This window comes from Duganella sp. (assembly GCF_039595735.1).
Lineage (GTDB): Bacteria > Pseudomonadota > Gammaproteobacteria > Burkholderiales > Burkholderiaceae_D > Rugamonas.
This window is the reverse complement of record NZ_JBCNLB010000023.1, coordinates 44,825-69,556: the sequence shown is the minus strand read 5'-3', so window position 1 is coordinate 69,556 and position 24,732 is coordinate 44,825. Positions and strand designations below refer to the sequence as shown.

Annotated in this window: 22 protein-coding genes and 1 tRNA gene; 12 read left to right on the top strand and 11 right to left on the bottom strand. The window is 63.0% G+C overall.

The genetic code is table 11. The features are described 5' to 3' along the window. Positions 1 to 143: 143 nt before the first annotated feature. From ABDW57_RS25640 to ABDW57_RS25630, 3 genes are all read right to left on the bottom strand, one after another. A complete protein-coding gene (locus tag ABDW57_RS25640) occupies positions 144 to 794 on the bottom strand; it encodes a PEP-CTERM sorting domain-containing protein (protein WP_343732975.1) in 651 nt (216 codons plus the stop codon). Positions 795 to 920: 126 nt separating this feature from the next. Then, positions 921 to 1,142, bottom strand: a complete 222-nt coding sequence (locus tag ABDW57_RS25635) for a hypothetical protein (protein WP_343732974.1) — start codon at positions 1,140 to 1,142, stop codon at positions 921 to 923. 28 nt (positions 1,143 to 1,170) lie between these two features. After that, entirely contained in the window at positions 1,171 to 2,322 is a 1,152-nt protein-coding gene (locus ABDW57_RS25630) for an acyltransferase (protein ID WP_343732973.1), read from the bottom strand. 116 nt (positions 2,323 to 2,438) lie between these two features. Here ABDW57_RS25630 and ABDW57_RS25625 point away from each other — a divergent pair. Continuing rightward, a tRNA-Lys gene (locus tag ABDW57_RS25625) sits at positions 2,439 to 2,514 on the top strand. 43 nt (positions 2,515 to 2,557) lie between these two features. Here the strand turns inward: ABDW57_RS25625 and ABDW57_RS25620 are convergent. Then, positions 2,558 to 2,836: a hypothetical protein gene (locus tag ABDW57_RS25620; protein WP_343732972.1), complete on the bottom strand. Its 279-nt coding sequence runs from the start codon at positions 2,834 to 2,836 to the stop codon at positions 2,558 to 2,560. A 5-nt stretch (positions 2,837 to 2,841) separates the two neighbouring features. Beyond that, entirely contained in the window at positions 2,842 to 4,824 is a 1,983-nt protein-coding gene (locus tag ABDW57_RS25615; RefSeq protein ID WP_343732971.1) for a helicase-related protein, read from the bottom strand. Positions 4,825 to 4,930: 106 nt separating this feature from the next. Here ABDW57_RS25615 and ABDW57_RS25610 point away from each other — a divergent pair, with 106 nt between their 5' ends. Further along, the gene (locus tag ABDW57_RS25610) at positions 4,931 to 5,527 is read left to right on the top strand and encodes a YigZ family protein (protein WP_343732970.1); all 597 of its coding nucleotides are present in this window, start codon (positions 4,931 to 4,933) and stop codon (positions 5,525 to 5,527) included. 60 nt (positions 5,528 to 5,587) lie between these two features. On the opposite strand, the gene ABDW57_RS25605 is transcribed toward ABDW57_RS25610, so the two are convergent. Next, a complete protein-coding gene (locus ABDW57_RS25605) occupies positions 5,588 to 6,760 on the bottom strand; it encodes a DUF418 domain-containing protein (protein WP_343732969.1) in 1,173 nt (390 codons plus the stop codon). Between the two features lie 238 nt (positions 6,761 to 6,998). Here ABDW57_RS25605 and ABDW57_RS25600 point away from each other — a divergent pair, with 238 nt between their 5' ends. Beyond that, the gene (locus ABDW57_RS25600) at positions 6,999 to 8,660 is read left to right on the top strand and encodes a methyl-accepting chemotaxis protein (RefSeq protein WP_343732968.1); all 1,662 of its coding nucleotides are present in this window, start codon (positions 6,999 to 7,001) and stop codon (positions 8,658 to 8,660) included. A gap of 123 nt (positions 8,661 to 8,783) precedes the next feature. Here the strand turns inward: ABDW57_RS25600 and ABDW57_RS25595 are convergent, their stop codons facing one another. Both ABDW57_RS25595 and ABDW57_RS25590 read right to left on the bottom strand, forming a co-directional pair. After that, entirely contained in the window at positions 8,784 to 10,325 is a 1,542-nt protein-coding gene (locus ABDW57_RS25595) for a methyl-accepting chemotaxis protein (protein WP_343732967.1), read from the bottom strand. A gap of 12 nt (positions 10,326 to 10,337) precedes the next feature. Further along, positions 10,338 to 11,120, bottom strand: coding sequence for a transporter (locus ABDW57_RS25590; RefSeq protein WP_343732966.1), 783 nt, complete (start codon positions 11,118 to 11,120; stop codon positions 10,338 to 10,340). Between the two features lie 83 nt (positions 11,121 to 11,203). Between ABDW57_RS25590 and ABDW57_RS25585 the strand changes: the two genes are divergently transcribed. The 7 genes from ABDW57_RS25585 (at position 11,204) to ABDW57_RS25555 (ending at position 18,997) form a co-directional block, all read left to right on the top strand. Beyond that, positions 11,204 to 11,737, top strand: coding sequence for a GNAT family N-acetyltransferase (locus ABDW57_RS25585; protein WP_343732965.1), 534 nt, complete (start codon positions 11,204 to 11,206; stop codon positions 11,735 to 11,737). 120 nt (positions 11,738 to 11,857) lie between these two features. Then, positions 11,858 to 13,105, top strand: coding sequence for an HlyD family efflux transporter periplasmic adaptor subunit (locus ABDW57_RS25580; protein ID WP_343732964.1), 1,248 nt, complete (start codon positions 11,858 to 11,860; stop codon positions 13,103 to 13,105). A gap of 17 nt (positions 13,106 to 13,122) precedes the next feature. Further along, positions 13,123 to 13,785 (top strand): ABC transporter ATP-binding protein, encoded by a 663-nt coding sequence (locus tag ABDW57_RS25575; RefSeq protein WP_343732963.1) that lies wholly within the window; start codon positions 13,123 to 13,125, stop codon positions 13,783 to 13,785. A gap of 9 nt (positions 13,786 to 13,794) precedes the next feature. Next, positions 13,795 to 15,033: an ABC transporter permease gene (locus ABDW57_RS25570; RefSeq protein WP_343732962.1), complete on the top strand. Its 1,239-nt coding sequence runs from the start codon at positions 13,795 to 13,797 to the stop codon at positions 15,031 to 15,033. After that, complete coding sequence (locus tag ABDW57_RS25565) at positions 15,033 to 16,229, top strand: ABC transporter permease (RefSeq protein ID WP_343732961.1); 1,197 nt, start codon at positions 15,033 to 15,035, stop codon at positions 16,227 to 16,229. The genes ABDW57_RS25570 and ABDW57_RS25565 overlap by 1 nt, the downstream gene beginning before the upstream one ends. Before the next feature lie 3 nt (positions 16,230 to 16,232). Next, complete coding sequence (locus ABDW57_RS25560) at positions 16,233 to 17,687, top strand: sigma-54 dependent transcriptional regulator (RefSeq protein WP_343732960.1); 1,455 nt, start codon at positions 16,233 to 16,235, stop codon at positions 17,685 to 17,687. Then, a complete protein-coding gene (locus tag ABDW57_RS25555; protein WP_343732959.1) occupies positions 17,684 to 18,997 on the top strand; it encodes an ATP-binding protein in 1,314 nt (437 codons plus the stop codon). Before ABDW57_RS25560 ends, ABDW57_RS25555 begins: the two co-directional genes overlap by 4 nt. Here the strand turns inward: ABDW57_RS25555 and ABDW57_RS25550 are convergent, their stop codons facing one another. Together ABDW57_RS25550 and ABDW57_RS25545 are read right to left on the bottom strand one after the other, a co-directional pair. Beyond that, positions 18,998 to 19,480, bottom strand: coding sequence for a hypothetical protein (locus ABDW57_RS25550; RefSeq protein WP_343732958.1), 483 nt, complete (start codon positions 19,478 to 19,480; stop codon positions 18,998 to 19,000). Between the two features lie 46 nt (positions 19,481 to 19,526). Further along, positions 19,527 to 21,212, bottom strand: a complete 1,686-nt coding sequence (locus ABDW57_RS25545) for a methyl-accepting chemotaxis protein (RefSeq protein WP_343732987.1) — start codon at positions 21,210 to 21,212, stop codon at positions 19,527 to 19,529. Between the two features lie 207 nt (positions 21,213 to 21,419). Here ABDW57_RS25545 and ABDW57_RS25540 point away from each other — a divergent pair, with 207 nt between their 5' ends. Both ABDW57_RS25540 and ABDW57_RS25535 read left to right on the top strand, forming a co-directional pair. Next, positions 21,420 to 22,820, top strand: a complete 1,401-nt coding sequence (locus ABDW57_RS25540; protein ID WP_343732957.1) for a cation:dicarboxylase symporter family transporter — start codon at positions 21,420 to 21,422, stop codon at positions 22,818 to 22,820. Positions 22,821 to 22,884: 64 nt separating this feature from the next. Continuing rightward, positions 22,885 to 23,199: a hypothetical protein gene (locus ABDW57_RS25535; protein ID WP_343732956.1), complete on the top strand. Its 315-nt coding sequence runs from the start codon at positions 22,885 to 22,887 to the stop codon at positions 23,197 to 23,199. A gap of 46 nt (positions 23,200 to 23,245) precedes the next feature. On the opposite strand, the gene ABDW57_RS25530 is transcribed toward ABDW57_RS25535, so the two are convergent. Continuing rightward, entirely contained in the window at positions 23,246 to 24,667 is a 1,422-nt protein-coding gene (locus ABDW57_RS25530; protein WP_343732955.1) for an OmpP1/FadL family transporter, read from the bottom strand. Between the last annotated feature and the right edge of the window lie 65 nt (positions 24,668 to 24,732).

Sequence of the window (24,732 nt, the reverse complement as noted above, 5' to 3'; positions counted from 1 at the left end):
TTGAACAATCTTAAGCCGCACACAACAATGCCAATCTATTATTTCTTTACACAAAGGGATTCCAAATTGATATAACGCGAACGCGCGCCCCATAAAAAAACGCCAGCATAAGCTGGCGTTCAGTGTGCTACGGGTTGTTGTTTTTAAGCTTTGCGGCGGCGTGCGACGAAGCCGATCAGGGCCAGGCCGCCCAGCAGCATGCCGTAGGTGGTTGGCTCCGGCACCGCCGTGACGAAGCGGCTGGCGCCAGTGTAGAAGGCCATGTTGGAGAACTTGGCAATGCTGTTCGGATTGTTGGCGTTGTTGACCCAGTTCACGGCCCAGTTGCCTTGCAAGGTCGCGCCGGCATTGACCACCTGGTTGTCGAACAGGAAGCTGCCGACGTTATTACCGGCGTGCAGCGACAACACCAGATCCACGGTCAGGTTCTTGCTGTTGGTGTTCTTGATCGACCAGGTGCCGCTGTAATCGCTGGTCTTGCTGAAGGTGAAGGTCAGGCTGTCGCCGGCCAGCTTGTCGACCAGCGAGCCGTTATCCACGATGGCCGCGCGGTTCCAGCTCGACGTACCGGTGCTGTCAAAGGTAAAGGTGTTGGCAAAACCGGCAGTCGACTGAATCGGGTTGATGTTCTGCCCCAGCACCAGCGCAAACTGGTCGGAAAAATCCTTGGTGGTACCAATGTTCAGGTAGGCATCTTTGTTGCTGGAAGTACCTTTGCCCGGCGTGTTGGCGGCGTGAGCGACCGTGCCAGCAAGGCAGCAGCTCAGGAATGCGATGTTCAACAAGGTCTTCATAGTTACCCCAGCGGTAGATGTCAAAATAATCACTAAAGTTGCGCTCGATCTATGAAACGTAAGGTATCACATCTCGCAAAATTCATGCAAGAAATATACGTTTCAATGCTCAAAAACAACGAAATCTTAGCGTTTTGGCTTCGTTTTGGCGCCGTGGGCGGCTTCGTAGATGGACTTGGCGTCCTGGTGGGCCTGGTCGATATTGCGCAGTTTCTTGTCTTCGTCGTGTTTGACGAAGAATTCTTTGTCCTGGGCAGCCACCACCAGTTTGACGGCGGCGGCCTCGTCCAGGCCGTATTTTTCGAAGATCAGCGTGGTGACTTCGTCGAGGTATTCTTCATAGGTCATGCGACCGTCCTTTCAAATGGAGGTCGTATTATCGCAGCGAAACGCCGCTCAGGCGAGCCGGCAGCGGCTTGGACGCCGCCAGTTGCCCGCTCAGCGCCTGCATCGCGCGGCCCAGCGGCTGCTCCACCCAGTGATGGAACAGCGCGCCAGCCATCAGGCTGCCGCCCCAGGCCGCCAGCATGCCCAGCGCTTGCCATTGCGGCTCGGCCGACACATAGCGGCTGAAAGCCGCGTTCACCAGCAGACACACCGGGAAGTGGATCAGGAACACCGCGTAGGAAATCTTGCCCATGCCGTGAATCGCCCGCCAGGCGCGTCCTTCGGACGCGGTCTTGATGCGACCGAACAGGAACAGCACGCAGGCCGTCATCGCCGCCAGCGCAATGCGGCTGCGGAACTCCAGCAGCAGGCCGATCACGGCCGGCAGCAGGGCCATCAGCAGCAAGATCACGGCAAAGCCGGGCTTGCGGCGCGGGTCGCTGGCCCACCACGCCATCACGCCCAGGCCATAGCTGCCAAAGAAATACGGCGCCCAGTTATCCCAGTCGGCATCCAGATTGAAATACAGCAGCGACATGGTGATGCCAAACGCCGTCATCACCGGCATCAGCCACGACAGCGGCCGCTTGCCTTCGCCGATACCGGCCATCCACAGCGCCAGCACCAGCAGCGCGTACAGCTGGAAATCGATGGCCACATACCAGGCGCCGGCCGACACCGACGGATAGCCCAGCACGCCGTGCAGCAACAAGGCGTGCGCGGCCAGTTGCGACCAGGTCGCGGGCGCGGAGATGGAATCGTGGATCATCCAGCGCGCCGCCAGCGCCGAGGCCAGCACCGCGATGATGGTGGCGGCCAGGAACGGCGGCGCCAGCTTGGCGTAGCGGCGCCAGATGGCGCGCAGCGGATCGGCGTAGCCGGCATGGCCGGAGGGCGCCAGCGACTTGGCCGCCAGGAAGCCGCCGATCACCAGGAAGACTTGCACGGCAATGCGGGCACTGCCGCTGAGCCAGTCGATCAATGCCGGAAACAAGGTGCGTGCGTGGTCGGCCATCGGGCCATAGAAAGCCAGATGGTGCAAAACGATCAGCTGCGCCGCGCCTGCCTTCAACAGGTTAATCAAGCCAAACTGCGACGGGGCCGGCTTACCCATGCCATGCGTCACTGCAACTTCTTTCATTCCTCATTCCTCTTGCAACGAAGGGCGATATGATAGCCGAGGATGAGCAATGTGTGGCGCGCGCCAGCACGCGGCCCTTGAACTTTCCGCCAAGCAGCAGTAAAATGCTGGCCCTTGGGTCGTTAGCTCAGCTGGTAGAGCAGCGGACTTTTAATCCGTTGGTCGCAGGTTCGAATCCCGCACGGCCTACCAAGATGCAGCCACAACGCCAATCTCCGGGTTGGCGTTGTCGTTTCTAGCGCGACTTCTTCTCGGTGCGCACGTAAAAGCCGGGCGGCTTGCGCGCCACCCAGGCGATGAAGGTCTGGATGTCCGGATGGGCGCGCAGCGCCTCCCAGGTGTGATAGTGCTGCAGCAGTTCGCGCTCGGTGAATACCGAGTGGATCTTGCGATGGCAGATCTTATGAATCGGAAACTGCTCCCTGCCCTTGAACGTCTTCGGCACCAGATGGTGGCGGTCGATATTGACCGTCCCCAGCGCGCGGCCGCACAGCGGACAAGGTTCGGCATCCATCACACTCAGCGCCGGAACTTGCGCGGCTGGCGTTTGCGCGCTGCCGAATTCTGGTCCTGCAGGATGGCATCCACGCGCTCGGACGCTTCGCGCGACAGGCCCAGCGCCAGTTCGGTGTCCGGGAAATATTCGGGCTGGCGATAGGCCAGCCAGGCGTAGGCCGAGTACAAGCGGCACGCATCTTCCACTTCCTGCAGGTTCATGTAATGCAGCGGGCTGTCGCTTGGCCTCAGGTGCGTGACCTTCTTGTGCGCCAGCGATTTGGCCCAGTTCTCCCACGCGTTCTGCAGCGCCGGCACCTTGGCTGAAATTGGCACCAGCGACAGCGCGAACTTTTCCGCTACCGTCAGCTCCAGGGTATCCAGCCAGGCCGCGCGCTCGAACTGGTCCTCGGTGATGCGCGGATAAAAGAAGCCGTCCGGCACATCGATGTTGTGCACAAAGCGCTTGAGCAGCTTGGCCAGCGCCTGCTCGTGCGTGACCGAGGAGATGCGGTGCAAATGCTCCAGCGTCGGCGCCACCGCGAAGCCGGTGGTTTTCAGCGGCACCGGCTTTTCGCGCAGCAGCGAACGCATCACATTGTGGGTCTCGTTGTCGTAACCGGCCACCAGGCCTTCCTCATGCACGCCGAAGCGCCCTGCCCGGCCGGCGATCTGGCGCGCCAGTGCGGCCGGAATTTCTTCCTCCTCGTAACCGTTGTACTTGACGCTGGTGGTCATCACCACGCGCGCGATCGGCATATTCAGGCCCATGGCGATGGCGTCCGTGCCGACCACCACATCGGCGGCGCCATCGCGAAAGCGCTGGGCCTGCGCGCGCCGCACTTCCGGCGACAGATTGCCGTACACAGTGGCCACCGACAGCCCCATCTCGGTCACCATGTCGCGCCACATCAGCACCTCGCGGCGCGAGAAGCAGATCACGGCGTCGCCGCGGCGCAGATTGCTCAGCTTGCGCACGGCGGTCGGCTCCATCGACAGCGGCCCCTTGCGCTTGAGCAGATGCACCTCCAGCTCGCACTCCAGCCGCGCCGCCAGCACCTCGATCGCGCGCCGCGCTTCCGGTGCGCCCACCAGGTACACCACCTTGGCCGGCGCGCCGCACACGGCGGCAGTCCAGGCGGCGCCGCGGTCGCGGTCGGACAGCATCTGGATTTCATCGATCACGGCGACGTCGACCGGGGTTTGCGTGTCCAGCATCTCCACCGTGCTGGCCACGTGGCTGGCGCCCGGCTCCAGGCGGCGCTCCTCGCCGGTCACCAGACTGACCTTAAGCGGCTTGCCGTGCTGTTTCATGTCCTGCAAGCGTTCGTAGTTTTCCAGCGCCAGCAGGCGCAGCGGCGCCAGATAGACGCCGCTCGGCGCCTTGCCCAAGGCTTCCATGGCCAGGTGGGTCTTGCCGGAATTGGTCGGCCCCAGCACGGCGATGAACTTGCGCTTCATGCGGCGCGCCACCTCAAACGAGGCTGGATATTCAGCCAGGTTGATGCTCTGGCGGGTGCGTTCGGCGTGCTGCTCCTCCATTTCGCGCTCGACGGCATGTTCCAGGCGCTGTCGGATGCGGTCGAACACCAGGCCAGCCGGCTCGGCCATCTGCATGTCGCTGAGGGCGTTGAGGAAAGGCTCGGCGTCCATGTCACAATCGTCGCAGGCATCGGACAGCTCCTGCACGAAGGCGCTGACGTGCTCATGCAGCTCGGCAATCACCTCGTCGCTGGCACGCTCACGCAGCAAGGTGGCGCGGGCATCCATGTCCATCTTGCGCCACTTGGACGGCTTGGCCAGCACGCCTTGGGTGGGCACCAGGTCGTAAGGCACCCGGCGGCCGGCATATTCCGCCACGCCGGTAATGCGCAGAAATACCCTGCCTTCCAGGCGCGCCAGCGACACGCCCTTGTCCACCAGGCCGAGGTGATGGACCAGTTGATCGTCCTCGCCGGTATCGCCGTCGGCATCAAAAGCTGGGGAAGAAGTGGAATAGACTTTCATGGGCAGGACTCGGTAGATCTGGCAGGCGATTATAGCGCGCCGCCGGAGCGGCCGTCAGGCCGGTAGTGCAGCAGGATATAATGACGGATTCTCCTCCCGATATCCCATGCCGCAAACCATAGGAACAGCCGTGCATCACGAGCTGCTGATTAAAAAAAGCCGTTTTATCGCCTGCGTCCAGCCGATGGCGGATCGCGCCGGCGCGCAAAAAATCGTGGCGGAATTAAAAGCGCAGCATCCCGGTGCCGCGCACGTGTGCTGGGCATTATTAGCGGGCGGCCAATCGGCCGCGGTGGATGATGGCGAACCGAGTGGAACCGCCGGCCGGCCGATGCTGGATGTATTACGCCATCAGGATCTGGAAGGCGTATTGGCCACGGTAGTGCGTTATTTCGGCGGCGTTAAACTAGGCGCGGGCGGTCTGGTGCGGGCTTATACCGACAGCGTAGCTCAAGCCTTATTAAAAGCCGAGAAAATCGCCATTATCAAACAGCGTTTCTTGATTTGCAGCGCACCATATGCCATGGAAGGTTTGGTACGGCGTGAAATTGAAACAGCTGGCGCCACATTAAATCATGTCCAGCATGCGGATGACGTCAAATTTGAATTCAGCCTGCCCGATGGCGCGGCAGAAACGCTGATTACGCGCCTGAATGAAGCCGGCCACGGCCGCATTACCTGGTGTAATCCCGACGACGAATAACCGCGCGTGCCGGCATCGCTGCCGGCCGCGCTGTTCAAGCTGATTTCTGGTGTATTCGTGCTAATTCCTGGCATGAACCGGCGAGCTGCCGCCGACCCACGTCAGTCTGTGCCACAGAGTTTCCAGCGGTCCTTGGGGGTGACGGCGCAGCCACCACACACTGAACTGCCGCTGCAGCAGCGCCAGCACGATGCCGATCACCAGTGCGAAACTGGCCCCGGTGTATTTATACATGCCCAGGCCAAACCCATAATAAATCGAGGTGCCGACGATGGATTGCACCACATAGCTGGTTAAACTCATGCGGCCTAATGGCGAGAATATCTCCAGCCAGCGGTTGGAATAAAACAGCAGCGTAAAGACAGCAACCAGCACCACCATAAATGCCACATTCGACCACGAAGTCACAATGGTGAGCAATGGCCGGCCCACTGCCTGGCCGACTCCCCACGTTTCCGGCCAGGTTTTCAACGCATACAGTGGGATAAATGCCAGCACCGCAATCAGCAAAGTACGGCGCCAGAACGCGTTATTACCCTCCTTGAATAAACCCTTGCGGCCGGCCAGCATCCCAAGCATAAACAGAGCGGGAATCTGGAATATCCGGCCATTTTCCCAACTCCATCGAATAACGCCGATTTTGCCATTGGTCAGATTACCCCACCAAACCTGGAAAGCCGTACCGTTGGCGAAATAATCATTAGCCCGGCCGAAATAAGCCCACGATGCGGGATCGGCCAATTTCTGATCGGGATTCGGCAAAGCCTGGAAAAACTCAATCCATGCATACGGCTGGAGTAATAAAACCACCGCAATGGCCACCACCCAGCGATTGGCCAGGCGCGCCACCGGAATCAGGGCAAAACCAAGCACTGCGTAAATACTCAGGATGTCGCCGTGATAAAACATCGAATTTAAAAGACCAAAGCATAGCAACAACACCAGGCGCCAGGCAAAGCGGGGGCGGAAATCCTCGCCGCGCACTTCGCGGTTGTGGTACTGGATGTAGAAAGTCATGCCGAACAGCAGGGCAAAAATGGCGTAGGACTTGCCGCCGAACAGGAAAAACAAGCTGTCCCAAATCACCTTGTCGACAGCCTTCAACCATTCCGGCAAGCCGGCGGGCTGAAAGTAAAAATCAAAGTGCTCGATGTTATGCAGCAGCATGATTGACACAATGGCAAAGCCGCGCAGCGCGTCAATCACGTCCAGCCGGGAATTATTTGTTGTCATGGGTCTCCACCTAACCTGGGCAAAAGTGAACAGAATGCCAAGTGTAACGGAATGGATACCCGGCGACACGCATATGGTTTAACAATTTTATTGCCGCAAGGGAATGACTCGTGTATATTGGAGAGAATTCACCGCAGCACTGATCGCCTAATTCCTGCGATCACTTTTCCCTCTCTGGCCTCATTCCCGCCAACGTTCCGATCGGAACGCGAGTCAACTCGACAAACGGAATACCATCATGAAACTCGACAACCTCAAGGTAGGCACCCGGCTGGGACTGGGTTTTGGCGCGCTCTTGCTGATGCTGGCAATCACCATTGCCGTGAGCATCTACAGCCAGGCCGAGCTGGCAGACAACACCGACGACATCGTCACCGAGACGTATCCGAAGGTACTGCAGGCACAACTCATCATGAATCACAACAACAAGATCGCGCGCTCGCTGCGCAACGCTTTGCTGATCAAGGATGAAGCCAAGGCTGCCAAGGAACTGTCGGTGGTGCTGGAAAAGCGCAAGGAAAACAGCGAGGCCATGAAAAAACTGGGCGAGATGGTCAAATCCGGCAAAGGCGTCGAATTGTTTCAGGCGGTACAAGCGGCCCGCACGCCCTTCAATGAATCGCTGGATGAAGTGATGCGCCTGCGCCGCGAAGGCGACATCGACGGCGCCGTCAGCGAAATGCTGGGCAAGATGCGCGGCCTGCAGCTGGCCTACATGGACGCCATCGACGCCCTCATCGCGCACCAGAGCGCCAACATGGAAAGCGCCCGCGCCAGCGCGGAAGCCACCTACCACCAGTCGCGCAACCTGGCCATCGCGCTGGGCCTGAGCGCGCTGGTCCTGGGCGCGTCCCTGGCCTGGCTGATTTCGCGCCAACTGCTGCGTCAGCTGGGTGGCGAACCGAACGACGTGGCCGCGATTGCCGGCCAGATCGCCGGCGGCGACCTGGCGGTGCCGATCACCCTGCGCAGCGGCGACCAGCGCAGCCTGCTGTTTGCCATCCAGGGGATGCGCGACAGCCTGGCCGATATCGTCGGCCAGGTGCGCAGCGGCGCCGACTCCATTGTCACGGCCGCCACTGAAATCGCCAGCGGCAATATGGACCTGTCCACCCGCACCGAGCAGCAAGCCGGCTCGCTGGAAGAAACCGCGTCCTCGATGGAAGAACTGACGGCCACCGTCAAACAGAATACCGAAAACGCGCGCCAGGCCAACACGCTGGCGCAGAACGCTTCCGACATTGCAGTCGAAGGCGGCGCGGTGGTGGCTGACGTGGTGCACACCATGGATGCGATCAATGAATCGGCCAAGAAAATCGTCGACATCATCAGCGTGATCGACGGCATCGCATTCCAGACCAACATCCTGGCCCTGAATGCGGCGGTGGAAGCGGCGCGTGCCGGCGAGCAGGGCCGCGGCTTTGCGGTGGTGGCGTCGGAAGTGCGGGTACTGGCGCAGCGTTCGGCGGAAGCGGCCAAGGAAATCAAGAAACTGATCGACGACTCGGTCGGCAAGGTGGACGCCGGCACCCAACTGGTGGGTCAGGCTGGCGCGACGATGGAGAAAATTGTCGCCGCCGTGCAATCGGTGACCGCCATCATGGCCGAGATCAGCACCGCCAACAACGAGCAGGAAGCCGGCATCGAGCAGATCAATCATGCGATTGCCGAGATGGATACGGTGACCCAGCAAAACGCCGCGCTGGTGGAAGAAGCTGCTGCGGCGGCGGAAGCCCAGCAAGACCAGGCGCATCAACTGGTGCAACTGGTAGGCGTATTCAAACTGTCATCCGAGCAGCCGCAGCAAGCGGCAGCGGCAGCGGTGCAAGGCAGCCAACGCCGCCAACCGCAACTGGCGCTGGTGCCGCCGCGCGGCCACCGCCACCTCGCCGCCGCGTAACCCCCTCCGGGGTCAGGTCCGCCATTTCTACACGGCCTCAACCGTAGCGACCGCTACGGTTGAGGCCGTGTAGAAATGGCGGACCTGACCCCGGATTAGTGACCCCGGATTAGTGACCCCGGATTAGCGGAGGCGGAAGATCTTGACCGCTTCCGCCAGCCGCGCGGCCTGCTCCTGCAGGGCGCCGGCCGCGGCGGCGGCCTGTTCCACTAGCGCGGCGTTTTGCTGGGTCGCGCTGTCGATGGCGCCTATCGCCTGGTTCACCTGATCGATCCCCATCTCTTGCTCACGGCTGGCCGTCGCGATCTCGCCCACGATGGCGGTCACGCGCTCGATGCTGGCGACGATTTCATCCATCGTCCCGCCAGCCTGCTGCACCAGAGCACTGCCCTCCTGCACCTGCGCCGCCGAGGACTCGATCAACAACCGCACTTCCTTGGCCGCCGCATCCGCCCGCTGCGCCAGGCTGCGCACTTCCGACGCCACCACGGCAAAGCCGCGGCCCTGCTCACCGGCACGCGCCGCTTCTACCGCCGCATTCAGCGCCAGGATGTTGGTCTGGAAGGCAATCCCTTCAATCACCGCGATGATGTCGACAATCTTTTGCGACGAGCTATTGATACCGCCCATGGTTTCCACCACCTGCGCCATCACCGCGCCGCCGCGCGCGGCCACCTGCGCCGACGACGAGGCCAGTTGGTTGGCCTGGCCGGCATGGCTGGAATTTTGCCGCACCGCCGATGTCATCTCTTCCATCGACGATGCGGTTTGCTGCAGCGAGCTGGCCTGCGATTCCGTGCGGGCCGACAAGTCCATATTGCCGCTGGCGATTTCGCCCGAGGCCAGCGCAATCGCTTCCGTCCCGCCGCGCACCTCGCTGACGATGCCGTGCAGGCTGAGATTCATGTCGCGCAAGGCGCGCTTGAGGCGGCCGGTTTCAGTGACGTCAGCGTCCTCCACCGCCAGTTGCGCGGACAAATCGCCTTGCGACACCCGCGCCGCAAAGCCGACCGCCTGGTCCAGCGGCTGCAGGATGGAGCGCGCGATCACCTGCCCCACCACCAGTGACACCAGCACCGCCAGCAATCCAAAACCAATGATGTGGATGCGCGAGCGCACCACCGCAGCATCGCCCACCTGCCTGGTGGCGTCCGAGTTTTTCTCGATCAGTTCGCTCAGCGCGGCCATGCTTTTTTCCAGCACGCGGAAGCTGTCCATGAAGGCCGGGAATCTGGCTTGCGCCGCCGCTGGATTGGTTAGCGACAGCTCCACCATTTCCTCGGCGCTGGCCAGATAGCGGTCCACATCCGGCCGCACCCGGTCCATGGCCTGGCGCACTTCGGCGTCGGTATTGGCGGCCGCCATTTCCTTGATCAGCTTGCGGAACAGCGCGGTGTGTTCGGCGGTATCCTGACGCACTTCCTTGACTTCGGCCGGATCGTTTTTCTCGGCCGCCAGCCGCGCGGCCAGCACGTCGGCGCGCAGGGCGTCGTGCGCCTGGTCGGCCTGCAGCTGGTCTTTCATGGCCGAGCTGTTGGTGCTGATGGCATCCATCGACCCGTCCAGCACATGCACCGCGTAATAGCCCACCAGGCCCACCAGGCTGACGAACAGCAGCGTCGTCAGGTTGATCAACAACAAGCGCTGCCGGATTGTGAGCCGCATGGCGTCTCCCGCTTAAAATTTGATGGACAGCCCCACGGTCCAGCTCCAGTCCGGCGTGTTCTTGTTGAGGCCGCGCGACAGCGCCGTGTCGACCTGCACCGTATCGGTCAGCAGGTAGGCGCCGCCAAGGTCGAAGGTGGTCAGCGAGCCGCCATGCCGGCCGCGCGCGATCTGCGGCGCCGAATATTCGATGAAGGTACGGAAGCGCTCACTCCACTCCTTGCCCAGCACGATACCAAAGATGCCGCTACTGTAGCGCTCGCCACGATCGTCGCGTTGCCAGGCGATGCCGGGCATGACCCCCAGCCCCAGGTCGCCAGGCAGCTCCCACTCGGCCGCCAGACGCAGCGAGCCGCCCTTGCCGCTGGCGCGGAAGGCTTCGGTGCCACTGTCGAGGTCGACATGCGCCAGCAGGCCCATCGACGGTCGTCCGCCCTGCTCATCGGCGAAATGCCATTTCACGCCCAGCGAGACGTCGGCATAGCCGTTTTCGGCCGTGCGAATGCCAGCCCGGTCCGTGACCATGCGCATGCGCCCATCGGTTTCAATCCGCGCTTCCAGCGTGTCGCTGAGGCCGAAGCGCAGCAGGGTGGGAGTGGAATAGGTCCGCTCCCGGATGCCGTGAGCATGGTTGCGCTCCAGCGCAAAGCTGGTTTCGATCTGAAAGCGGCCCTGCCCGACCACATTGCTGGATTCCACGAAGTCAGGCCGGTCCGTGACGATCTGATCTTTTTCTTCGGCTGCGCAGGCCAGCAGGGGCACTAGCAGCACGGTGGCGGTCCATAAACGAGCCATGTTTCCTCCACGTCATGAGGCACGATGGACATCACCCTAACACATTGGTATAAATCAATTGTTGGTAAATTCCCACATTGAAAATGACGATAGAAAAACTCGCCGTGGCCGGCTTCGACCACTTTCTGGCCTACCTGAATGATCATCTGTCCGACAATGGCCGCGGTGACACCGCCTATTTCCAGCCCTTGCCGCGCGACGCTTCGCACTTTCCGGCCGAGAAGGCCGAGGCCTTCAGGAATGGCCTGCAGATTGAAGTGGGCCAACCCGGCTGGCGGCGCGTATGGGTGGCGCGCGATCAGGCTGGCGCCATCGCCGGCCACATCGACCTGCGCGGGCTGCCGGAAAACTACACCAAACACCGCTGCCTGCTGGGCATGGGCGTGCATCGCACGCATCGCCAGCGCGGACTGGGCAGTCAGCTGATCGCCCACGCCGAGAACTGGGCGCTGCTGGCCGGGGTGCAGTGGGTCGACCTGCAGGTGCTGTCGGTGAACGCGCCCGCCATCCAGCTCTACGAGCGCTGCGGCTACCGCAAAACCGGCGAGATCCCGAACATGTTCCTCCTCGACGGCAAGCACTACAGCTACACCTACATGACCCGCCGCCTGCGCTAGGCGGTGTCCGGTTCCGGACGATGGTGGGCGGAGCCGGGCAAGGGTCGCTGCGGCGCTTTAGCATAACGCTTTGATTTACCCAGGATTTTACCCTGGCACGCGGCTTGCAATACGGTGGGCATGGATACCCATATCAACCCCGCCATCATTGCCCGCCGCAAGCGCAAGACTGCGCTGGTGGTGGCCGCCCTGCTCGCCACGCTGAGCCTCACCGCCTGGGCCATCAACCGCGCCGTCAGCCCCAGTGTCGATGCCAGCAACGTCAGCATCGCCACCGTGCGGACCGGCGCCATCGCCAACACCATCAACGCATCCGGCATCGTGATTCCGGTGCACGAGGAACTGGTGTCGAGCCCGATCCAGACGCGCGTATCGAAAGTCCACGCCAAACTCGGCCAGCAGGTCGAGGCCGGCGAGCTGCTGCTGGAACTCGACAATCGCACCATCCAGCTGGCCATCGATTCGCTCAAGGAGCAGCTGGCGCAGCAGGAAAACCGCATCCTCGCGCTGACGCTGGAAATGGACCAGAAGCGCAAGCAGCTGAGCAGCGCCATCGAGCTGCTGGAGCTGGACCTGCAGGCCACCCGCGTCAAGCTGGGCCGCTATCAGACCCTGCGCAAGGCCGGCGGCGTTTCCGCCGAGGACCTGCTGACCGCTGAACTCAATGTCAAGCGCACCGAGATCCAGCTGCGCCAGCACCGCGAGCAGATCGAGGACAGCAAGCGCGTCACCAGCAGCAATATCGAAGGGGCGCGCCTGCAAAAGAGCATCCTGCAAAAGCAGCTGCACGAACAGCAGCAACTGCTGGCGCAAACCCAGGTGCGGGCGCCGTTTGCCGGCATGCTGACCTGGCTGCTGGCCGACGAAGGCGCCAGCGTCAACACCGGCCAGCTGGTGGCCAAGGTCTCCGAGCTGAACAACTACAAGGTGGAAGCCTCGCTGTCCGACTTCCACGCGCGCGCGCTAAGCGCCGGCCAGCAGGTGCTGGTGGAGCAAGGCAATGTCAAGCTGCAGGGCGAGGTGCAAACCGTGCTGCCGGAAATCCAGAACGGCACCGTCAAGCTGCTGGTGACGCTGGCCGAGCCGCACCACAGCATCCTGCGCAACAAGCTGCGGGTGGAGGTCAACATCATCACCGAGCAAAAGCCAAACACCCTGCTGGCCGACAACGGCCCCGCCTTTAACGGCCGCGGCCCGCAGGACATTTTCGTGGTGCGCGACGGCATCGCCCGCAAGACCACGCTCAACATCGGCGCCAGCGATGGCAAGGCCGTCGAGATCCTGTCCGGCGCGCGCGCCGGCGACCAGCTCATCATTTCCGATACCAGCCGCTACAAGGAGCGCGACAGCCTCCGCGTGGCCCAATAACCAGGGAGCCCTCAACCATGATCCGCCTGAACAAAGTCAGCAAAACCTACCAGACCGACAAGGTCGAAACCCTGGCCCTGAAGGACATCGACCTGCATGTCGAGAAAGCCGAATTCGTCAGCATCATGGGCCCCAGCGGCTGCGGCAAGAGCACCCTGCTGAATCTGATCGGCCTGCTCGATGAGCCTGGCTCGGGCTCGATCCAGGTGGCCGGCACGCCGGTGGCCTCGTACAAGGACAAATACGTGGCCAGGCTGCGCAACAACACCTTTGGCTTCATCTTCCAGAGCTTCCACCTGATTAACGACCTGCGCGTGATAGACAACGTCGAACTGCCGCTGTTGTACCGCGACCTCTCCAGCAAGAAGCGCCAGCGGCTGGCGCGCGAGGCGCTGGAAAAAGTCGGTCTCGGCGCGCGCATGGACCACTACCCGAATCAGCTGTCGGGCGGCCAGCAACAGCGCGTGGCGATCGCGCGCGCCATCGTCGGCCAGCCGCAAGTGCTGCTGGCCGACGAACCCACCGGCAACCTGGACAGCAAGATGGGCCAGGAAGTGATGGACATCCTGCTCAAGCTGCACAGCGAAGGCACCACCATCGTCATGGTCACCCACAACGAACAGGAGGCCAGGCAGGCCACCCGCATCGTGCGTGTGTTCGACGGCCAGCTGGTCGCCTGAGGAGCCGCCATGTTCCGCAATTATCTGCTGACCGCATGGAAAGTCTTCATGCGCCGCAAGCTGTTCACCGCGATCAACCTGCTGTGCATCGTGCTGACGCTGGTGGTGCTGATGGTGGTGACCGCCCTGCTGCAAAACACCTTCTACCCCACCGGCGTGGAAGGCAAGAGCGAGCGCTATCTGCAAATGATCATGGTGCAGTCCAGCCACACCGACAAGGGTGGACGGCGCAGCGGCACGCTGGGCTACAAGCTGATCGAGCAGTACCTCAAGCCGCTCAAGCACGCCGAGCTGGTGTCGGCCGCCACTTTCCCGATGTCGGTCTCGGTCTACCAGCAAAACCAGGTCAGCAGCCTGCTGATGCGCCATACCGACGCCGAGTACTGGAAGATCCTCGACTTTACCGTGCTGCAAGGCCGCCTGTACAACGCCGACGACGTGGCGCAAGGCCGCATGGTGGCGGTGCTCAACGCATCCACCGCGCGTCTGCTGTTCCCCGGTCAGCCCTACCTCGGGCAGAAGTTCAGCGCCGGCGGCCAGATCTTCACCGTGATCGGCGTGGTCAAGGATGAGATGCACGTCAACGCCTTTTCCGACATCTGGGCGCCGGTCACCTCGCAGCCCTCCACTGATTACAAGACCAAGCTGTTCGGCGGCTTTGTCGCCATCATGATGGCGCGCTCGCCGGAGGACCTGCCGGCGCTGCGCAAGGAAATCATGGCCGTGGCCAAGACCGTGCAGTATGACGATCCCAGCCTGTTCAACGTCACCCGCATGTGGGGCGACTCCAAGCTGGCCCTGTTCTCGCGCACCCTGCTGAACGACCAGACCGAAGACGGCGGCGCCGCCACGCTGCTGACCTGGATCATGGTGCTGATGCTGCTGTTCATGGCCCTGCCCGCGCTGAACCTGGTCAACCTGAACATCGGCCGCATCCTGGAGCGCAGCAGCGAGATCGGCGTGCGCAAGGCCTTTGGCGCCACCAGCCGCCAGCTGGTCGGCCAGCTGGTGATGGAAAACGTGCTGCTGTGCCTGATCGGCGGCGCCATCGGCCTGGTGCTGGCCGCCGGCGTGCTGTGGTGGCTGGAAGGGTCGGGCCTGATCCCTTACCTGCAGGTGCACCTCAACCTGGCCGTGTTCGGCTACGGCCTGCTGATTACGCTGGTGTTTGGCGTGCTGTCGGGCGTGATCCCGGCCTGGAAAATGTCGCGCCTGGCTCCGGTCCACGCGCTGAAAGGAAATGCATAATGCTGCGCCATTTTTTAAAACTGATCTGGAAGCGCAAGTCCCGCAACATGATGCTGAGCCTGGAGATTTTGCTGGCCTTCCTGGTGGTGTTTGCGATTGCCGCGTTTGGCCTGCGCTACTGGCAGCTGTTCCAGCTGCCGACCGGCCATGGCTGGAAAAACCAGTGGTCGGTCAGCATCCGCGCGGCGCAGGATCTGCCCAACGATCCCGTCATTTTCGAGAACATCCGGCGCAGCCTGCGTGACTTGCCGGAAGTCGAATCGGTGGCTTTCAGCTCGTTCGGCACCTACGAAATGTCGCGCTGGACCGAGGAATATGTTCTGCCCGACGGCAGCCAGCAACTGACCGTGGACGGCATGGGCGTGAGCGACGATTACTTTGCCACCATGGACATGCAGATCGCCCAGGGCCGCTTCTTCTCGAAGATGGACGACAACGCCGATGCCGCGCCGACCGTCATCAACCGCCGCCTGGCCGACAAATGGTTCGCCGGCAAGAATCCGATCGGCCAGGTTTTCGTGGTGAAAAAACGCGACAACACGCAAGGCCAGCGCTACCGCGTGGTCGGCGTGGTGGAGCAGTTCCGCTCGCATGGCGAGCTGATGGACCCGGTCTACTTCATGCTGCCGCGCTGGATACCGGGCGTCGGCGATCAGGCGGCCAACAACATCATGATCAAGGTGAAGCCGGGCACGCCGCGCATGTTTGAAACCCGGCTGAACGCCAGGCTCAAGCAGATCCGCAACGACTGGAACTTTGTCATCACGCCGCAGTCCGATGCGCGCGCCTCCATGCTCAAGACCCAGACCATGCCGCTGGTGATCCTGTCTGTGATTGCCGCCTTCCTGCTGGTGATGGTGGCGTTCGGCCTGTTTGGCGTGCTGTGGCAAAACACCACCCGGCGCATCCCGGAAATCGGCCTGCGCCGCGCGCTCGGCGCCAATGCCGGCGATATTTACCGCCAGATCATCTCCGAGCAATTCCTGCTCAGCAGCGGCGCCATGCTGATCGCGCTGGCGCTGCTGGTGCAGCTGCCGCTGACCGGCGTGTTTGGCGACGATCTGAACTGGGGCGTGTTTTTCGGCGCCACGCTGCTATCGGCAACTGTGATCTATCTGCTATCCTTGCTGTGTTCGCTCTACCCCGGCTGGCGCGCCGCGCGCCTGAGCCCGACCCAGGCGCTGCATTACGAATAAACCATGGACTCCACCCGCAAGCAACGCATTTTAATTATCGACGACGACAGCGCGGTGCAGGTATCGCTGGCCCTGCTGCTCAAGCAGTCCGGCTACGACGCGCTGTGCGCGGACGATCCAAAGCAGGCACTGGCGATGCTGGCCTCGCAGCCGGTCGAGCTGGTGTTACAGGACATGAATTTCTCGCTGCAGACCAGCGGCGAGGAAGGCTTGCAGCTGTTGGCCGACATCCGCACCGCCCAGCCTGCCCTGCCGGTGCTGCTGATGACGGCGTGGGGCTCGATTGCACTGGCGGTGCGCGGCATGCAGGCCGGCGCGGCCAACTTTTTCACCAAGCCCTGGGACAACACGCAGCTGGCGGAATTGATCCGCACCACGCTGGAGGCAGCCGCGCCGGCGGCGCGCTCGTCGCGCCAGGCGCTTGATGCGCAGTTCGATTTCAGCGGCATCGTCGGCGAGCATCCGCGCCTGCTCAAGGTGCTGAGCACCATCGGCCAGGTTGCCAACACGCGCGCCCCGGTGCTGATCCTGGGCGAAAGCGGCTGCGGCAAGGAGCTGATCGCGGACGCCATCCACCGCAACAGCGCGCGCGCCGGCCAGGCCATCGTCAAGATCAATATGGGCGCGATTACGCCCTCCCTGTTTGAAAGCGAAATGTTCGGCCACGTGCGCGGCGCCTTTACCGACGCCAAGAGCGACCGCAAGGGCCACGTCGCCAGCGCCCACGACGGCACGCTGTTCCTGGACGAAATTGGCGAACTGAACCGCTCGGACCAGGTCAAGCTGCTGCGCGTGCTGCAGGACCAGACCTATCAGCCGGTCGGCGCCAGCCGCAGCGAGAAAGCCGATGTGCGCGTGGTGTCAGCCACCAACCGTGAGCTGGCGGAGCTGGTGGCCAGCGGCGAGTTCCGCGAAGACCTGTTTTACCGCCTGAATCTGATCACCATCCGCTTGCCGCCCTTGCGCGAGCGGCGCAGCGATATTCCGCTGCTGGCGCGGCATATCCTCGGCGAGGTGTCGGCCAGTTACGGCCTGCCGGCGGCGACCATCACGCCGCAGGCGCTGGAGTGGCTGAGCGCGCAGCCTTGGCCGGGCAATATCCGCCAGTTGAAGCAGACGCTGGAGCGCACCCTGCTGCTGGTCGGCCGCAGCGAATTGCGGCAGGCCGATTTTATCGCGGTCGAACAGCATGAGCATGGCGGCGGGCCGGGCGCGGCCGGTGCGCGCCTGGGCGTGGACGGCATGACGCTGGAACAGGTTGAGCGCCACATGATCGTGCACGCGCTGGAACAACATCACGGCAACATCTCACGCGTGGCGAAAGCGCTGGGTCTGAGCCGCACCGCGCTGTATCGGCGTCTCGAACGCCATGGCCTCGGCAGCGCGCCCGACGCCACCGACGGCGGCAACCTGGCCCACGCCGCCGGCGCCGCACGCATGGGCGGCGGCTGGCGATGAGCTTGCGGCGGCGGCTGTACGCTTACCTGATCGCCGCCCATCTGCTGTTCCTGGCGATCACCGTGCTGCTGTTCCGCAGCCAGCCGGCGCTGATGCTGGGACTGGAAGCGGCTGTGCTGCTCAGTCTGGCGCTGGGCATCCGCCTGATCCGCCGCGCGCTGGAACCGCTCGGCTACACCCGCCACTTCCACGACCTGCTGCAAGACCAGCAATACGCCGCCCGCCTGCAAACCAGCAACGACGCCGAGCTCAACGAACTGATCCAGCTGTTCAACACCATGCTGGGCGCGCTCTACCAGGAGCGCCTGCAGATCGGCGAACAGCAAGGCTTCCTCGACCGTCTGCTGGAAGCCACGCCCAGCGCCGTCATCGTATTCGACTTCGACAGCCGCATCAGCCTGCTCAACGCCAGCGCCCAGGCCCTGCCCGGTCTGCAGGACGCCAGGGGCAAGACCCTGGCCGAATGTCCGCAAACTGAACTGCTGGCGCAGCTGAACGCCCTGCCGCTGGGCGACTCGCAGCTGCTGGCCGACGCCGACGGCCGGCGCTACCGCGGCCAGCGCGGCCAGTTCTACGACCGCGGCTTCGCCCGCCACTTCCTGCTGATCGAGGAACTGACCGAGGAACTGGAAAGCTCGGAAAAAGCCACTTACGAAAAACTGATCCGCGTGCTCGCGCACGAGGTCAACAACACCGTCGCCGCCACCGGCTCGGTGCTGGATTCGCTGCTCTACTACCGCAGCCAGCTGGCCGAGCGCGACGGCGAGGACTTCAGCACCGCCATCCTGGCCGTGCAGCGCCGCAACGCCAGCCTGGGTGAATTCATCGAGCGCTTCACGCGCGTGGTGAAGATGCCGGCGCCGGAATTGCGGCCCAACGCCGTGCGCGACATCATGGACGACATCCTCTACCTGTACCGCGAACAATGCCGCAGCCGCGGCATCCGCATCGCCTGGGAGCGTTGCGACGCGGTGCCGGCGATTGCCATGGACCGCCAGCTGATGGAGCAGGCGTTGCTGAATGTGGTGAAAAATGCGATGGAGGCGGCCGAGGCCGGCCACGGCGACGACCGGCGCATCGCCTTTGTGCTGGCCAGGGAAGAGGATGGTGTGCGGCTGTCGGTGATCGACAGCGGCAACCTGCTGGGCGAGGTGCCGGCGCGGCAGTTGTTCACGCCCTTCTTCACCACCAAGAAAGGCGGCCAGGGCATCGGCCTGCTGTTCGTGCGCGAGGTGCTGAACCGGCACGGCTTCCACTACCGGCTGGCCGCCACCGGCAACGGCGCGACCAGCTTCGATATCTGGTTCTGATTACTGCACGCGCTGCACTTTCGGATTGCGGTGCGCGCCTTCGATGTCGAGGAAGATCGCGCCCAGCAAACCGCGCTTGACGGTCACTTTCGGATTGTTCAGCTCCACCACGTCCTCGGTATCGTCCACCACTTTCCACACCTGGCCGTTGGCCAGGCGGATGCGCTGGCCGCGCACCCAGCCGTCAAACGGGCCGTTGATGCTGGTCTCGATCGAATTCAGGCGGGCCGATTTCAGGACTTCCGGTTCGCGGCCGAACATGGCCGCCATTTCCGCCTCGGTTGGCGCGGCCACGGTGGTATAAGCCGGCGCGGCGGTGCGCGCAGCGGCCGCTGCCGGGGCCGGCGCGGCCGGATTCACCACGATGGCGTTATAGCAGGCCAGGCGCACCGGGCCGTCTTCCAGTTGGCGGCATTTCAGCAGCGCCGCATCATCGGCCAGCGCCGCCGTTGAAACCAACATCAGGGCAAACAAGACTTTCATCGCGACTCATCCTTAAAGAGTGATACTGCCGCGATTATAGTCAGATTCAGAATTCTTCCCAATCACCTTCGCTTTTGGCCGGGGCGGTGCTGGCCAGGCGCTGCGGTTTGCGCGCCGGCGCTGCCGGCTTGACCGGCGCCAGGCGCGGCTTGGCCGGCGGCGCCGCCACCGCCGGTGCGCTGCTGCGCTGCATGCCATCGATGCGGAACACGCTCACCACGCGCTCCAGGTTGGCCGCCTGGTTCTGCATCGCCTCGGCCGCCGCAGCGGCTTCCTCCACCAGCGCGGCATTCTGTTGCGTCACCGTATCCATTTCGCTGACGGCCTGGTTGATCTGCTCGATGCCGGCGCTTTGCTCGTCGCCGGCGGTGGAAATCTCGGCCATGATGTCGGTCACGCGCTGCACGCTGGCCACCACCTCGTCCATGGTGTGGCCGGCCTGCTCCACCAGCTTGCTGCCGATCTCCACCTTCTCCACCGAGGTGCCGATCAATTCCTTGATCTCCTTGGCAGCCGAAGCCGACCGTTGCGCCAGCGTGCGCACTTCCGACGCCACCACCGCAAAGCCGCGGCCCTGCTCGCCGGCGCGCGCCGCCTCCACGGCGGCGTTCAGCGCCAGGATATTGGTCTGGAAGGCAATGCCGTCGATCACCGAAATAATGTCCACAATCTTGCGCGACGATGCGTTGATGGCGCCCATGGTATCCACCACCTGCGACACCACCGCGCCGCCCTGCTGCGCCACCGCCGACGCCGACTGCGCCAGCTGGTTGGCCTGGCGCGCATTGTCGTTATTGGCGCGCACCGCGCTGGTCAGTTCCTCCATCGAGGACGCGGTCTCCTCCAGCGAGCTGGCCTGCTGCTCGGTGCGCGAGGACAAGTCCTGGTTGCCGCTGGCGATCTGGGTCGAGGCCGAGGCAATGGTTTCAGTACCGGTACGCACCTCGGCCACGATGCGCGCCAGGGCATCGCGCATCATCTTCATGGCGTGCAGCATGCTGTGCTCGTCGTTACTGCGGGTATCGACCACCACCGTCAGGTCGCCGGCGGCGATGCGGCTGGCGATCGTCGCCGCGTAATCGGGTTCGCCGCCCAGCTGGCGCAGCAGGCCGCGGGCAATGCGCACGGCGGCAATCACGCCGACCGCGATCGCCGCGCCGCTCAGCACCAGCATCAGCAGACGCGCGCGCTCATAGGCGGCCTTCGCGGCTGCCGCGTCCATTTCATTGGTCTGTTTTTGCAGCGCCGCGTACTCATCCATCGCGTCCTGCCAGTTCTGGGTGTTGGGGCCGGCCTGCTTCATCAGGATGTCGGTGGCTTCCGCATCATTGTGGGCCAGCGCCAGTTCCAGCACCTTGTCGTTGAGCGGACGCGTCAATTTGGCCTGGGCGGCAATCCGGTCGCGGATTGCCACGCCCTTGGATGTGGCCGGCATGGCAGCCAAGGCTTCCACCGCCTTGTTGTAAACGGCGCGCGCACGGGTGACTTTTTCGATCTCCCGCTGAATGGCGGCAGTGTCGTTCAGCAGCACCACGCTGCGCGTCACGCGCGCCACGATGTGCACCGATTCCGACATATCATTGACCAGCTGGGTCTTGACCGCATTCTCGTTGACGATGCGGTCGAGCTTGGCATGGATCGTGCTCATGTTGAACACGCCGAGCATGGCGACCAGCAACAACAGCACCAACACGAGTCCGAAACCCAGGCTCAGCCGGGTGCCTACTTTCATCGTTGCCATACATGCTCCTTGCAAGTGGAATGCAGGAAATTGTAGCTCGCAACTAGCCGCCTGGCCTCACAAATTTCCGTTAGAAAACAACATACAACACTTTCATATATGAATTCTGTATAGGCATATAGCCAAATATTCGCTAAACCTCCTATGCGGCCCTATAAAATGCACGATCGGTTACAAATAAGTAGTAAAGGGTAAGCAATGACGATAAACGTGATCCTCAATCTGCTGGCGGCGCTGGCCTTCCTCGGCTTGTTGTACGCGCAACAGCGCAGGCATGCGTCGTTTTCGGTGCGCGTATTCACCGGCATGGGGCTGGGCGTGGTGCTGGGCGCGGCGCTGCAAGCGATCTACGGCGCCGGCGCAGCGGACATCAAGACCACCAGCGATTATCTTGACATCGTCGGCAGCGGCTACGTCAAGCTGCTGCAAATGATTGTGATGCCGCTGATTATGGTGTCCATCATTGCCGCCATCCTGAAGCTGAAGGGCATCAATTCGCTCGGCAAGATCAGCGCGCTCACCATCGGCACGCTGATGGCCACCACGCTGATCGCGGCCAGCATCGGCATCCTGATGGCCAAGGCCTTCAGCCTGAGTGCGGTCGGCCTGACCGCCTCGGCCGCCGACATCGCACGCGGCGTCTACCTGCAGGGCAAGGTGGAAGCGGCGCAAGCCATTTCGCTGCCCAGCATGCTGCTGAGCTTTATCCCGGCCAATCCCTTCCTCGACATGACCGGCGGGCGCAAGACGTCCACCATTGCGGTGGTGATTTTCTCGGTGTTCATCGGCATTGCCGCCACCGGCATTCACGACAAGAAACCGGAAATCTTCGCGTCCTTCGAGCGCTTCATCCAGGTGGCGCATGCGATCGTGATGCGCATCGTGACGCTGGTGCTGCGCCTGACGCCGTACGGCGTGTTCGCGCTGATGGCGCAGGTGGTGTCCACCTCCAGCTATACCGACATCCTGCGCCTGGTCGACTTTGTGCTGGCCTCGTACAGCGCGCTGCTGCTGATGTTCGTGGTGCACCTGCTGATCGTGTCCGGCCTCGGCCTGAACCCGCTGCGCTGGACCAAAAAGATCCTGCCGCTGCTGACCTTTGCCTTCACCTCGCGCAGCAGCGCCGGCGCCATTCCAATGAGCGTGCAGACCCAGACCACCCGCCTCGGCACCCCGGAAGGCATCGCCAACTTCGCCGCCTCGTTTGGCGCCACCATCGGCCAGAACGGCTGCGCCGGCATCTACCCGGCCATGCTGGCGGTGATGATCGCGCCGACCGTCGGCGTTGATCCGTTCACCATCGGCTTTATCGCACCGCTGCTGGCCATCATCACGATCGGTTCGGTGGGCGTGGCCGGCGTCGGCGGCGGCGCCACCTTTGCCGCGCTGATCGTGCTGTCGTCGATGAACCTGCCGGTGGCGCTGGCCGGCCTGCTGATTTCAATTGAACCTTTGATTGATATGGGCCGCACCGCGCTCAACGTCAGCGGCTCGGTCACGGCCGGCGCGGTTGCCAGCCGGGTGCTGGGCGAGACCGATCAGGCCGTCTTCAACAGCGACGCCGAGCCGCCGATCGACAGCGACCGCAAAGCTGCCTGACGCCGGGGCGGGAACCGCCGGCGCGCCGGCGCAGTCTAATCATTTCCCTTAACCGAAAGGAAAAATGATGATTATCCTGCCTCATATGACGAAAATCCTGCTGGGCGCGGCGCTGGCCGCGGCGCTGCTGGGGGCTTGCAACAAACGCCCGGCAGACCAGCCGCAATCGCCGGCCACGGCCACGCCGGACAGCACCACCACCCCAGCCACCACGCCCAGCGGCGGCACCGGCGCCACTGACGCCGGCGGTACGGGCACGGGCGCCAGCGGCACCGGCGCGACCGGCACTGGCACCAGCGGCACCAGCGGCACCGGCAACAACACCAACTCGCCGCCGCCCAACCAGCAACAAAACAATCCGCCGCCGACCACGCGCTGAAACGAAAAAAGGGCCCGAAGGCCCTTTGCTGCTACGCGTTCAACACTTAGAACTTGTAGTTATACGAGATACCGATCAGCGACAGGTGGGTCTGGTACAGGCCGCGGGTGGTTTCGCCGTTGCCGGTGCAGCTGGTGGCCAGCGGGTTGCACTGGTTGGTGTAGTTGATCTTGGCATCCTTGAAGTCCAGGAAGCTGTACGCCAGATCGATCGACGAACGTGGGCTCAGTTTCCAGTTGGCGCCGAAGGAATACTGCATGCGGTCGCTGTCCGGCAGTGCCGGATGGGTCAGCTCGGCGCTCTTGACTGGCGACTCGTCGTACGCCACGCCGGCGCGCAAGGTCAGGTTTTCGTTGTAGGCGTAGTTGCCGCCCAGCGAAACGCGCACCGTGTTTTTCCACTGCTGACGGATCACCTCATCGCCTTCGCCGGTGCCCGGGAATTCAATGTGCAGGTCACCCATGCGGTTGTTGCGGGTGAAGGTCACGTCCGCCATGCCGGCCCACTTCGAATTGAACTGGTGGAACACGTTGGCCGACAGGGTTTCCGGCGTGCGCAGACGCACCAGCGCCGCCGAGTTGACCTTGTGCGACGCCGCTTCCAGCACCTTGTTGACGATCGGATCGGTGGTCACTTGCGAGAAGTCCCACACCGTGCTGCCCTTCAGCTGATGCGAGATCGACGAGCGGTAAGCCAGGCCGAAACGGGTGTTCTGGTCCAGCGTGAACAGATAGCCCAGGTTAAAGCCCCAGCCCCAGTCCTGGCCATCGTTGGAGCCGTGCGCGTCGCCGGCGGTGCGCAGCAGCGCCGGATTGCCGCCCAGGGCAGCGATTTGCTTGATCAGTGCCGCGCCTTGCGCAGCGCCGGCACCGCTCGACAGCGCGGCGATCGAACCTGGCACGTCCACCGCCTGGCCCAGCTCGGCCTTCATGTGCTCGGCGTTGATGCCGAAGCCGAAGGCGTGGTGCTCATTCAGCTTCCACGATACCGACGGGTTCAGGGTGATGGCTTCCAGCTTGATGTTGGACAGCGCGTAGCGGCCGTTCCAGGTGTTGCCATAGTCCAGCTTGGCGCCATATGGCACGAACAGGCCCAGACCCACGGCCCACTGGTCATTCAGCTTCTTGCTGACGTACAGCGATGGCGCGGCCACCGCATCCGGTGCATAGTCCTTGGCAGCGGTGCCGCCGGTCGGGGCGCCGGTGAAGTGGGTCGAGCCGGTATCGTTGTAGGTCGAGTGCGGCACCACCACGGTGACGCCGGCGCTGATCTGCGTGCCGTCCAGGCGCGACAGGCCGGCCGGATTGTAGAAGATGGTCGACGCGTCGTTGGCTTCGGCGCCGTTGGCGTCAGCCGTGCCCTGGCCGGCCACGCTCTGCGAGCCGAAGCGGTAGCCCGAGGCTTGTGCGCCGAAGGAGGCTGCGCCCAGGGCGGCAGCAATGATCAGGGAGAGGTATTTGCGCTGCATGATGAAGGTCTCGCTTTATCAGATTTATAAGGGTCCGGTAACCAAAATTGGTACTGGAAGGCCAG